At 69.8% G+C, this 11,870-nt stretch carries 12 protein-coding genes; 4 read left to right on the top strand and 8 right to left on the bottom strand.

Features of this window, described 5'->3' with window-relative positions:
* Nucleotides 1-6: 6 nt before the first annotated feature.
* From G6N61_RS20725 to G6N61_RS20710, 4 genes are read right to left on the bottom strand one after another with little or no spacing between them, the layout of a single operon-like run.
* Nucleotides 7-522, bottom strand: a complete 516-nt coding sequence (locus tag G6N61_RS20725) for a hypothetical protein (protein ID WP_163920475.1) — start codon at nt 520-522, stop codon at nt 7-9.
* Nucleotides 523-1,701, bottom strand: coding sequence for a zinc-binding dehydrogenase (locus G6N61_RS20720; RefSeq protein ID WP_163924976.1), 1,179 nt, complete (start codon nt 1,699-1,701; stop codon nt 523-525).
* Nucleotides 1,702-1,735: 34 nt separating this feature from the next.
* Nucleotides 1,736-2,371 carry a DUF3159 domain-containing protein gene (locus tag G6N61_RS20715; protein ID WP_163920473.1) on the bottom strand — a complete coding sequence of 212 codons (636 nt, stop codon included), beginning with the start codon at nt 2,369-2,371 and terminating at the stop codon, nt 1,736-1,738.
* Nucleotides 2,368-2,949, bottom strand: a complete 582-nt coding sequence (locus tag G6N61_RS20710) for a DUF1697 domain-containing protein (RefSeq protein WP_163920471.1) — start codon at nt 2,947-2,949, stop codon at nt 2,368-2,370. The genes G6N61_RS20715 and G6N61_RS20710 overlap by 4 nt, the downstream gene beginning before the upstream one ends.
* A 56-nt stretch (nt 2,950-3,005) precedes the next feature.
* Between G6N61_RS20710 and G6N61_RS20705 the strand changes: the two genes are divergently transcribed.
* A complete protein-coding gene (locus G6N61_RS20705) occupies nt 3,006-3,395 on the top strand; it encodes a DUF2237 family protein (RefSeq protein WP_163920469.1) in 390 nt (129 codons plus the stop codon).
* Nucleotides 3,396-3,408: 13 nt separating this feature from the next.
* Nucleotides 3,409-4,437, top strand: a complete 1,029-nt coding sequence (locus G6N61_RS20700; protein WP_163920467.1) for a CobW family GTP-binding protein — start codon at nt 3,409-3,411, stop codon at nt 4,435-4,437.
* 4 nt (nt 4,438-4,441) lie between these two features.
* Here the strand turns inward: G6N61_RS20700 and G6N61_RS20695 are convergent, their stop codons facing one another.
* The 3 genes from G6N61_RS20695 to G6N61_RS20685 are packed head-to-tail and all read right to left on the bottom strand — an operon-like array spanning nt 4,442 to nt 7,786.
* Nucleotides 4,442-6,787: a glycoside hydrolase family 65 protein gene (locus tag G6N61_RS20695; protein ID WP_163920465.1), complete on the bottom strand. Its 2,346-nt coding sequence runs from the start codon at nt 6,785-6,787 to the stop codon at nt 4,442-4,444.
* A complete protein-coding gene (locus G6N61_RS20690; protein WP_163920462.1) occupies nt 6,784-7,530 on the bottom strand; it encodes a beta-phosphoglucomutase family hydrolase in 747 nt (248 codons plus the stop codon). Before G6N61_RS20690 ends, G6N61_RS20695 begins: the two co-directional genes overlap by 4 nt.
* Nucleotides 7,531-7,567: 37 nt before the next feature.
* The gene (locus G6N61_RS20685; protein ID WP_163920460.1) at nt 7,568-7,786 is read right to left on the bottom strand and encodes a hypothetical protein; all 219 of its coding nucleotides are present in this window, start codon (nt 7,784-7,786) and stop codon (nt 7,568-7,570) included.
* Between the two features lie 114 nt (nt 7,787-7,900).
* On the opposite strand from G6N61_RS20685, the gene G6N61_RS20680 reads away from it, so the two are divergent.
* A complete protein-coding gene (locus tag G6N61_RS20680; RefSeq protein ID WP_163920458.1) occupies nt 7,901-9,559 on the top strand; it encodes a glycoside hydrolase 5 family protein in 1,659 nt (552 codons plus the stop codon).
* A 4-nt stretch (nt 9,560-9,563) separates the two neighbouring features.
* Here G6N61_RS20680 and G6N61_RS20675 read toward each other — a convergent pair whose 3' ends face one another.
* Complete coding sequence (locus G6N61_RS20675; protein WP_163920456.1) at nt 9,564-11,060, bottom strand: potassium/proton antiporter; 1,497 nt, start codon at nt 11,058-11,060, stop codon at nt 9,564-9,566.
* Between the two features lie 141 nt (nt 11,061-11,201).
* Between G6N61_RS20675 and G6N61_RS20670 the strand changes: the two genes are divergently transcribed.
* Nucleotides 11,202-11,870: a potassium channel family protein gene (locus tag G6N61_RS20670; RefSeq protein ID WP_163924975.1), complete on the top strand. Its 669-nt coding sequence runs from the start codon at nt 11,202-11,204 to the stop codon at nt 11,868-11,870.

Raw genomic sequence — 11,870 nt, 5'->3', positions numbered from 1 at the left:
GCGCGTTTACCAGAGGGTTCCCGTCGCAGGCGAGATCAGGAAGCCGTGCGCGTCGTTCGCCGTCTCGCAGTGCACGGTGGGGCCGGCTTTCACCGCACACCGCGTCGCACCATTGGTGAGGCGGTGCCCCTCGGGAAGAACCGCCACGTCGCGGGTGAAGCTGGGTGACGCCGATCGGACGTAAGCCGCCGGCTGATTGCCCTCGATCGCGGTCTGGTTGGTGCCCGGCGGCGCGTCGCGGGGCACGATGTCGCAGCCGACGACGCGGCCGATCGGCCCGATCCCGCAGCCCTGTCCCGCGCCGACCCTGAAGAACACCCAGCCCGGGTCGCTCTCGACGGTGTGGGGGCCTTCGCCGAGCGGGTACTTGTCGACGCCGTCGTCGCGTCCCGGCGTCGCCTCGGCGGCGGTGGTGGTCTCGGACTCCGATGACTCCTGCGCATCGATCGGGCCACCGCAGCCGCTGAGAGCCACCACGATCGCCAGGGCCGTCAGTGCCGGCCCCGGGTGCAGCCCTCGCATCTAACCGATGCCGATCGGCGTGACGTCACCCGTCTGGTCGCGCGGGTCGATCAGGATCTTGGCGTGCGTCTCGGGGTCGCCGAGCGCGTCGAAGGCAGCCGACACCCCGGCCAGACCGACCGTTCCGGTGACCAGCGGGCCGGCGTCGACCTTGCCGTCGGCGAGCATGTGCAGCGTGTCGCGGAACTCCAGCGGCGTGTAGCCGAAGACGAACCGCATGTCGATCTCCTTGCCGCTGGCCATCGCGGGCCGCAGCTGGTCGGCGCCCATGCAGACGCCCACCACCACGACGAGCGAGGCGAGGGGCGCCGCGGCGATGACGCCGTCGAGCATGCCTGGCACGCCGACGCATTCGAAGATCACCGGGCGGCTAGGCCCTGCCGCGCCGAACCTGTCCGCCACGCGGTACAGGTGCGACCACCCCGGCACCTTGCGCAGCTTCTCCATCGACCCCATGCCCAGTTCGTAGAGCGCGGGCGCCGACGTCAGCACGCCGCGCTTGCCGTCGAGCGCGGCGTACGGCGACTCGGACGCCGGGTCGACGACGACGTGCGCGCCGCACCTGGCGGCCAGCGCCCGGCGACCTGCCGAGAAGTCGCTGGCGACGATCGTGCCGACGCCCAGCGCCGCGAGGTGGGCGATCACGGCGAGGCCGACCGGACCGCAGCCGATCACAACGGCCACGTCGCGCTTGCCGATGTCGCTGCGCCGCACCGCGTGTAGCGCCACGGCCATCGGCTCGGTGAGTGCCGCGACGTCCGGCGACAGCCCGTTGGGTACGACGAACGACATGGCCGCCTCGGCCAGCACCTGCTCGGCGTAGGCGCCCGGGGCCTTCGGCGACAGCCCGGTGAGGTGCACGCCGCCCGCAGCACGCACCAGGGGGAAGGAGACGACCAAACTTCCCGGCGCGAACTCCTTGGCCACGCCGCGGCCGCGCTCGGCCACCTCGCCGCAGAATTCGTGGCCCATCACGACGGGCGTGTCCCCACGCATGAAGTCCTCGTACTGGACGGCGCTCATGACGTCGGTCAGTTCGTCGGCGTGGTCCTTGGCGTGCAGGTCGGAGCCGCAGATGCCGCACCGGCGCACGTCGAGCAGTAGTTGGCCTGGCGCCGGGCGGGGCGCCGCGACGTCGACGACGGACAGTTCCCCGTGCACACAGCTGACGGCCTTCACGTCGTCAGTATCCACGCAGCGACGTCCGTGCGGTTCAGGTCTCCGCGGCTTGCGGTTCGGTACGCGGCAGCGCCCGCACCGCGGTGCGGATCGCGAAGTAGATCAGCGTCGAGGTCACCAGGAACACCGGCCACCCCATGGCGATGCGTGCGACGGCGAGCAGCCCCGCCTGGTCGGTGTCGTAGAGGTAGTACTGCACCGAGAAGCGCGTCCACGACACGACGGCCATGACCGCCGTCGCGATGTCGAAGGCGGTCCGCACCCGGGGCACCCGCCGCCACGAGCCGTCGCGACCGGTGAGCCACGCCCATCCGACGCCGACGAGCGGTCTGCGGATCACGACCGACGCGGTGAACAGGATGGCCAGCGCGAGGTACATCCAGATGCCCGGCAGGTAGAAGTCCTTCGCCCGGCCGGTGAGGAGTGCGAACGCCCCGCAGACCACCACGCCGACGAAGCCGAACAGCGCGGGCCGCAGCGTCTCCCTGCGGAACAGCTGCCAGGCGAACACCAGTCCTGCCACGCCGAGCGCCGCGGCGATCGCGTACGGCAGGCCGAGTGCGGTGTTGGTGGCGGCGAACGTCGTGACCGGCAGCGCGGTGTAGACGAGCCCGCGGATCCCGCCGCCGCGGGCCAGCAGCGCGTCGACCGGTGCTCGTCCTTCGCTCACTCGCCCGAGCGTACCGGCGGGACGGGCCCGTCCATCCCGTCGAGCAGGGCAAGAACCTTGGTGGTCGTGGCCCAGTTGCGAATGGTCATCAGCCGGTATTCGCGGGCGGCGAGGATCTTGTTCATCAGGGTCTTCGTGCGCTGCGCCTCGAGCCGGGAGAAGTACACGACGTCGGGTCCCGGCCAGGCCTGGTCGACGCCGTCGCGCAGCCGCACGATCTCCATCGTCCGCTTCGCCGTCAGCGGGTGCTTGAGGAAGACGCAGTCCCGCAGGTGGGTGTCGGCCTGGGCCAGGAACTCGGGCGGGGCCTGCTCCACGACCGTGCGGAGCTGGCGGTGGGACCGCACCACGACGACGGGCGGGGTCTGGAGGCGCTCGTCGAGGATGCGTTCGATGCGATGCTCGAGCGTCCGCTGTGGCGCGGTCGTCTCGAACACGACGTTGCCGGACTGAATGTAGGTACCGACCCGCTCGAAGCCGTCGTCGGTGAATGCCGTTCGCAGGTCTGACATCGCGAGCTTGTTGCGTCCGCCCACGTTGATGCCGCGCAACAACGCCGCGTATCGCTTCGGCCCCACCCACCGGACGCTACCTGAGGCACCGGTCCGCGACACCTGCCCTGATACTGAGTGACATGGCGGATCGCAACGTGCTGGGTGGCCCATTGGAACCCTGCGGCACGGAGCCGATGACCGGCTTCTACCGCGACGGGTGCTGCAGCACCGGGCCCCAGGACGTCGGCCTGCACACCATCTGCGGCGTGGTGACGACCGAGTTCCTGTCCCACCAGCGCTCGATTGGCAACGACCTCACCACGCCCATGCCGCAGTACTCGTTCCCCGGCCTGGCGCCGGGCGACCGCTGGTGCGTGACCGCGGCGAACTGGCTGCGGGCCCAGCTCGACGGCCACGCGTGTCCGGTGGTGCTGGCGTCCACCCAAGAGCGGACCCTCGAGGTGGTCCCCCTGGAGGTGCTTCGTCAGCACGCGGTCGACGTGCCCGACGACGCGGCGGGGCTTTCGTAGTGGAGGCGCTGTAGTGCAGGCAATCCCCGTCATCGCGCTGACCGGCTACCTGGGCGCGGGCAAGACGACGTTGCTCAATCACGTGCTGCGGGCGCCGGGAGCGCGAATCGGCGTGGTGATCAACGACTTCGGCGAGCTGAACGTCGACGCGGGCCTGGTGACGGGGCAGGTCGACGAGCCCGCCTCGATCACCGGCGGATGCATCTGCTGCCTGCCCGACGAGGGCGGGCTCGACGAGGCGCTGGCGAAACTCGCCGACCCCAAGCTGGGTCTCGACGCCATCATCGTGGAGGCCAGCGGCCTGGCCGACCCCATCGCCATCTCGCGCATCATCCGGTTCAGCGGTGTCGAACACGTCCGCCCTGGCGGGGTGGTCGACGTCATCGACGCCGCCACCCACTTCGACACCGTCGACAAGGTCGACGCGCCACCTGCCCGGTACGGCGCCGCATCGCTCGTCGTGGTCAACAAGCTCGACCAGCTGCCCGAGGAGTCCCGCGACGCTGCGCTCGCGCGCATCGAAGGCCGTGTGCGGGAACGCAATCCGGACGTCCACGTCGTGGGGGCAGTCGCCGGCCGCGTCGACCCCGCACTGCTCTACGACATCGGCGACGACACCGACGGCTCCGGCCAGCTGTCGTTCCGCGAACTGCTGATCGACGGCGATGGCGGTCAAGCCCACGCCGACGAACCCGAACACGTGCACGCCGACTCGGTGACGGTGATCGGCGACGGCTGCGTCGACCCCGGCGCCCTGGTCGACCTGCTCGAGCAGCCGCCGGCCGGGGTGTACCGGCTCAAGGGCACGGTCGGGGTGCGGTACCGCGCCCGCGTGCGGCACTACGTCGTCAACGTGGTCGGGACGTCGATCCACGTCATGACCGCACCGCCGAGGTCGCGCGGCAACAACCTGGTGGCGATCGGCACGCACCTCGACGTCGACGACGTGCGGCGCAGGCTCGAACTGGCCTTGGTGCCGTGCGACGAACAGTCCGCCATCGGGGTCCGACGCCTTCAGCGCTACCGGCAGCTCAGCATCTAGTCGACTAGCGGTGCAGCGGCTCCCGGCCCGGTGGCTGCTGGGGCGGTGCCAGCAGCGGCTTGCGCTCCTTCAGCTCGACGGTGGTCGGCCCGTGCGTGGTCAGTTCGAGGTCCTCGCCGTCGTGGCGGATCGTCAGCGAGCCGTCGGGACCGTCCCGCAGCGTGTAGGTCACCTCGTCGGCGGTGACGTCGACCACCAGCCGAAAGTTGCGCCAGCGCAGGCGGAATCGCAGGCGCGTCACGGCCGATGGCAGCTGGGGCGCGAACGCCAGCACACCCTCGTCGTCACGCAGCCCGCCGAATCCTGCGACCCACGCCGTCCACGCGCCTGCGAGTGAGGCCATGTGCAGGCCGTCGCGGGTGTTGTGGTGCAGGTCGCGCAGATCGATCAGCGCTGCCTCGTAGGCGTAGTCGTGTGCGAGTTCCAGATGCCCGACCTCGGCGCACATCACGGCCTGCGTGCACGCCGACAGCGACGAGTCGCGGGTGGTCCGGCGTTCGTAGTAGTCGACGTTGTTCGCCTTCTGCTCCGGCGTGAACGCGTGTCCCTGCCAGTGCATCGCGAGGACCAGGTCGGCCTGCTTGATCACCTGCGCGGGGTACAGCCGAACGTAGGGTTCGTGCAGCAGCAGCGGATACTCGGTGTTCTCTTCGAACTTCCACTCCCGCAGTGTCGTGAAGCCCTCGCACTGCTCGTGCACGCCCAGGTCTTCGTCGAACGGGATGTGCACTGCCGCAGCGGCATCCCGCCACGCAACGGTCTCCTCGGTGGTGACGCCGCGGTCGCTGGCCTGCACGGGATGGCGCAGGCACGCCTCGGCGGCGATGCGGAGGTTGTGCGCTGCCATGAGGTTGGTGAAGACGTTGTCGCGGACGACCGCGGTGTACTCGTCGGGCCCCGTCACCCCGGCGAGGTGCCAGATCCCGTGACGGTCGCGGTGGCCCAGCGACATCCACAGCCTCGCGGTGTCGATCAGCACGTCGAGACCGCACTCGGCCTCGAGCGAGTCGTCGCCGGTCACCAGGCGGTAGCGGTCGAACGCCATCGCGATGTCGGCGTTGACGTGCCAGCCTGCGGTGCCTGCGGGCCAGTACGCCGAGCACTCCTGCCCGCGGATGGTCCGCCACGGGAAGCTCGCGCCTTCGAGGTCCAGCTCGGCGGCGCGCTCGCGGGCGAGGTCGAGCGTGGAGGCTCGCCATCTCAGCGCGTCCGCCGCGGCCTCCGGCGCGGTGTAGGTGAGCAGCGGCAGCACGTATCCCTCGGTGTCCCAGAAGGCGTGCCCGTCGTAGCCGGTTCCGGTCAGTCCCTTGCCGGGGATGGCGCGGCGCTCGGCGCGGGCACTGGCCTGCAGGACGTGAAAGATGCCGAACCGCAACGCCTGTTGCGATTCGGGGTCGCCCTCCAGCTCGACGTCGGCACCGTCCCAGAACTCGTCGAGGTAGTTGCGTTGCGCGTCGAGCAGTCCCTGCCAGCCGGTGTACCGGGCACCGGCGATGCCGCCTGCCACCTGGTCGCGCAGTGCGGGTCGCGACCGCAGGCTCGACCACCCGTAGGCCAGGAACTTGACGATCCGCAGCTTCTGTCCGGGGCGCAGGCCGCAGATCACGGTGGTCCGCGCCCAGTCGTCGCCCGCGTCGGTGTCGACCTCGACCCGGCCCGGCACCTCGACGACGTGGTCCATGGCGGCGGCCATCGTCAGCCCGCTGGAGCGGGTGCGGTGGATGAGAACTGCTCCGCGGTCCGCGATCTCGAACCCCACCGACTTGAGCGGCTTGCGCAGAGCGGCGGAAACGCGGGGGTCGCCGGCCACCTTCGGCTGGTCCTCGTTGGCGACCAGCTCGGATTGCACTGTGACGCGGGTGAATTGGTCGACGGCTTCCACGGTGTATTCGATGGCGGCGATGCTGCGCTGGGTGAGCGACACCAGACGCGTCGACGTGATCAGGACTTCCTTCCCCGCGGGCGAGCGCCAGCAGGCCTTGCGGGTCAACGTGCCCGCGCGGAGGTCGAGCACCCGTTCGTGCTCGCTCAGGTCCCCATACCGCACGTCGAACGGTTCGTCGTCGACGATCAACCGCAGGATCTTGCCGTTGGTGACGTCGATCAGCGACTGGCCGTCCTCGGGGTAGCCGAAGCCCGCCTCGGCATACGGCAGCGGCCGCGTCTCGTAGAACGAGTTCAGGTAGGTGCCCGGAAGTCCGTGCGGCTCACCCTCGTCGAGGTTGCCGCGCAACCCGACGTGACCGTTCGACAGCGCGAAGATCGACTCGGACTCGTCGATGTGGTCGAGGTCTAGCGTGGTCTCGCGGACGTGCCACGGTTCGACCGGATACGCCTCGTGGCGGGTCACGCGGTGGCGTCCATCAGCTCGGCGAGATCGGTGACGACGACGTCGGCGCCGTTGTCGCGCAACGCTTCTGCCTGACCAACGCGGTCGACGCCGATCACGATCCCGAAGTGTCCGGCCCGGCCGGCCTGAACACCGGCGATCGCGTCCTCGTAGACGGCGGCCTCGGCTGCGGGAACGCCGAGAAGCTCCGCGCCACGCAGGAACGAGTCGGGGGCGGGCTTGCCGGGGATGCCGTCCTCACGCATCGTGATCGCGTCGACGCGTTGCGCGACGTACTGCGCGAGGTCGGTGATCCGGAGCACCTCGGCGGTGTTGGCGCTCGACGACACGACGGCGATCGCCAGGCCTGCGGCGTGCGCAGCCTGCATGTAGCGCCGCGATCCCTCGAAGACCTCGACACCCTCGCCGTGCAGGACTTCCTGGAACAGGGCGTTCTTGCGGTTGCCGAGGCCGAAGACGGTCTCGGCGTCGGGCGGATCGTCGGGTGTGCCGTCGGGCAGGGTGATGCCGCGGCTGGCCAGGAATGATCGGACGCCGTCCTCGCGCTTCTTGCCGTCGACGTAGTTCCCGTAGTCCGCGCCGACGTCGAACGGCCGGAAGGGGTCGCCGCCATTGGCGGCGCGGGCCTGCAGGAACTCGTCGAACATCGTCTTCCACGCCCGACGATGGACGCTGGCGGTGTCGGTGAGCACGCCGTCCAGGTCGAACAGACACGCGTGTACTCCCTCGGGAAGACCCAGCATGATGGGCCTATACCCACTTCGGCTGATCTTTAGAGGGTCAGGCGTTCGCCCTGGAGCGGCGGGTGACCGTTTCGTGTGCGTCGAACGTCGCCCTGTCGTCGGGACCCGTGCCGAAGAAGCAGTACACCCCGCCGTCGGCGTTCGACACGAAGCGGATGCTCGTCACCACCAACCAGCGCGCGCCGAGTTCGTCGGCGATCACGTCACCGGTGGCGACCTCCGCAGGCGGTATGTGCTCCGCGGTCGTCGTTGCCATGCATCCGTATTACCCAGCGCGGACGTGCTGACACGTGCCTGATTCTCCGGTTCATTTCCATTGATCTTTCTCAGGCGTTAATTTAAGGGCGTTCGCTCGCCGGAAGGGGATTTCGTGAAGGTGTCGACACCGCTGAGGCGGTCAGGGCTGCTCAAGACGCTGACGGTCGTGGCGTGCCTGGCCGTCGCGTGCGCCGGGGCCAGTTTGCAGGCCACGGGCCGGCAGCCCGCGCGGATCGCGTCCGTTGCCGTGGTGAACACCGCGGCCATCGTCCCGACCAACGTCACCGTCGGACTGGCCGATCCGATGCTCGGCTTCCTGTCCGACGCCGACCTCAACCGGCAACTGGACCTCATGGTGTCGATCGGCGTGACCAGCCTCCGGATCGACGTTCCCTGGGTGGCCGTGCAGCCGACGCGATTCGGGGGTTACGACTGGTCGAAGGCCGATCGCGTCATCAACGCCGCGGCCGCCCGAGGGATCGGCGTGCTCGGCATCCTCGGTCAGCCGCCGGCCTGGGCGGCCGCTCCCGGCACGCCGGAACTGAGTGGCCGGCCGGCCTCTGCGACGGCGTTCGCCCAGTACGCGCGGGCCGTCGCGACGCGTTATCGCGGCAAGATCTCGGCTTACGAGATCTGGAACGAGCCCAACATGTTGTCGTTCTACAAGCCGTATCCGGACCCGGTCGGTTACACGGCGCTGCTGCGGGCCGCGTATCCCGCGATCAAGGCCGCCGATCGCAACGCCATCGTGGTGGGCGGCGTCCTCGCGGCAGCCGTGGACACCTCGTACTCCGTCGACCCCGTCACGTTCGTGCAGCGGATGTACGCCGCGGGCGCGAAGCCCTACTTCGACGCGCTGTCGTATCACCCGTATCAGCACGGACTGAAGTTCTCCGAGGGCGGCCCGTGGGTCGATGCGCCCCTGAACCAGGGCTTGCGCATCCGCCAGTTGATGATCGACTACGGCGACGCGGGCAAGAAGATCTGGGCCAGCGAGTACGGCGTGCCCACGGCCCTGCAGGACGAGGCGACTCAGGCCGCGTTCATCGCCGATCTGATCTCGACGTGGCGGACGGTGGACTTCACCGGCCCGATGTTCGTCTACACGATGCGCGACAAGCTCACGGGCAGTACCGATCCCGAGGACACGTTCGGCATCTTCCGCTCCGACTGGACGGCCAAGCTCGCGGTCGACGTCATCCGGCAGGCGGTGGGCGGCTCCCCCGCGGCGATCGCGATGGTGACCCGTGCGGTGCTCGGCGACGCGGGTGCAGGCACGGTTGCCGAGCCGGTTCCGTCGGTGCCCACCTTGCTGCGCGAGGCCCTGACCGCCGCCGTGTCGGCGATCGTGCGCGTCGTCGCTGACGTCGTCACACGCGTCGTCGCCACCGTCACGCGGTTCGTCCCGCCACCCGCTGCGCCTGCGCCCGCGCCCGCGCCCACGGCAGAGCGCGTCGTCGCCGCGTCCGACACCCGGCGAGCGGTCGAGCCGGAAGCCGTCGCACCGGTGCAGGCACCTCGGGAGGCCTCGAACGACGATCCCGAACCGGAGGCACCGCGGAAGTCCCGGGACAAGACGTCGACGTGGGGGTCGCACACGACGCAGGAGCCGGAGACTCTGGCCGAGCCCGCTGCGGACACCACGACCCCGGATGCCGAGGCACCGCGTTCCACGGACGACGATCCGGCTCCGGACGCTCCCGACACGGAGGCAGCTGGGAAATCGGACTCCGACGACTCGGGCTCGGATTCCGGGGACGGCGCGGCCTAGCGGCTCAGTCCGCGTCGCCGTACTCGTCGAACCAGTACGCCAGCTTGCCGCGGCGGCTGACCGCGCGCAGGCGCGATTCGGCGGCGGGACGGGTCGCGCTGGTGGTGACGATCAGCAGTTCGTCGCCCACCTCGATGCGGGTGTCGGGCAGCGGCACGAAGGTGTGGCCGTCGCGGATGATCAAGGTGATGACGGCCGGGTCGGGCAGTCGCAGTTCGAGGATCGTCACGCTGTGCAGACGCGACTCCGGCTGCACGGTCATGGTGAGCAGTTCGGCGTCGAGCACGTCCAGGGGCGCGGCTTCGACCTGAATCTCGCGGGTCGATTCTGGAGTGATGAGGCCGAGGAGACGCGCGAGGGGCCGCAGGCTCGGGCCCTGCACGAGGGTGAAGACGACCACCAGGATGAACACGATGTTGAGCAGCCGGGCGCTGTCGGGGACGCCCGCGACGATCGGGAACGTGGCGAGCACGATGGGCACCGCGCCGCGCAGCCCGGCCCACGACAGGAAGGCCTGCTCGCGCCACGGCAATCGGAAGCCGATCAGCGAGACGACGACCGACAGCGGCCGGGCGACCAGCAGCAGGACGAGGCCGATGACGATCGCCGGGACGACGTCGGGCGCCAGTTCGCTCGGGTCGACGAGTAACCCGAGGAGTACGAACAGCCCGATCTGCGCCAGCCAGCCGAACCCCTCGGCGAAGGATCGGGTGGCCGATCGGTGTGGCAGACCGGAGTTCGCGAGTACGACTGCGGCCAGGTAGGCGGCGAGGAATCCGCTGGCGTGCACGGTGCCTGCGGCGGCGAACGCGACGAGCCCCAGGCCGAACGTCGCGATCGGATAGAGCCCGGATGCGGGCAACGCTATCCGGCGCAGCGTCGCGGCGCCCAGGAAGCCGAACCCCAGTCCGATGGCGGCACCCGCGGCCAGCTCGTAGACCACGTGGGAGATCAGGCCCTCGGGGTCGAACACGAACGGCACCACGCTGAACATCAGCACGAGGATCACCGCGGGCGCGTCGTTGAAGCCGGACTCCGCCTCGAGCAGGCCGGCCACTCGGCGCGGCAGCGGCAGCACGCGCAGCACGGAGAACACGGCGGCGGCGTCGGTCGAGGAGACGATCGCACCGACGAGCAGCGCCAGTTGCCAGTCCAAGCCCAGCAGGAAGTGCGCCCCGACGGCGGTGATGACCGTGCTGGCGAGGATGCCGACGGTGGCCAGCGCGCCTGCGGGTGCCAGCACCTTGCGGATGTCGGAGAAGCGGGTGGTCAGGCCGCCCTCGACGAGGATCACCGCAAGGCCTGCCGTGCAGACGTTGCGGGCGAGTTCGACGTCGTCGAAGTCCAGGCCGAGGCCGTCCTCACCGACTGCGACGCCGACGAGCAGGAAGAACAGCAGGCTGGGGAAGCCGACGCGCGTCGCGACGCGCGTTCCGACGATGCTGGCCAGCAGCACCAGGCCGCCGATCAACAGCGCCAGATACAGCTGCTGCAAGGTCAAGTGGCATCCCCGCTAGACGTGGTGGCGTTCGAGGGTGTCAGTAAATCAGCACGACGGCCGTCGGGCGTGGTCGTCGTCCGCGCCAGTGCGGACTCACGGCGGGCCCCGATGCGGGAAGATGAGCGTGTGGCGGAGCGCAAGATGCGAATCGGGATCGCCGGCGCAGGCAACGTCGGCCGCTCCGTCGCGCGCGAATTGCTCGAGTACGGCCACAAGGTGCTGTTGATCGAGCGCGAGCGACGGCGGTTCGAACCCGCGACCGTGCCCGGCGCGGACTGGCTCAACGCCGACGCCTGCGAGCTGACTGCCCTTCAGGAGGCGGGTGCTCAGACGTGCGACGTGTTGATCGCGGCCACCGGTGACGACAAGGCCAATCTCGTGGTGGGTCTCCTCGCGAAGACGGAGTTCGGGGTACCGCGGGTGGTGGCCCGGATCAACGAGGTCCGCAACGAGTGGCTGTTCAGCCAGGCCTGGGGCATCGACGTGGCGGTGTCCACGCCGGGCGCCCTGGTCGCGGGCATCGAGGGCGCGATCGACGTAGGCCATCTGATCCGGTTGATGGGACTGCGCGAGGGCCGAGCCGATCTGGCCAAGATGACGCTGCCCTCGACCAATCCCCTGGTCGGTCAGCGGGTGGCCGACCTGGCGCTACCCGGCAATACGGCCCTGGTGACGGTGGTCCGTGCGGGTGAGGTGATCCTGCCGCAGCCCGAGCACGTGCTCGAAGCGGGCGACGAGATGCTGTTCATCTCCGACCACTCGGTGCAGCGGTCGATTCAGGAGGCGATCCACAGCGCCGAGCCGTCGTAG

It is taken from the genome of Mycolicibacterium arabiense, assembly GCF_010731815.2.
Classification (GTDB): domain Bacteria; phylum Actinomycetota; class Actinomycetes; order Mycobacteriales; family Mycobacteriaceae; genus Mycobacterium; species Mycobacterium arabiense.
The sequence above is the reverse complement of the archived record's forward strand: the minus strand, read 5'-3'. Positions and strand labels throughout refer to the sequence as shown.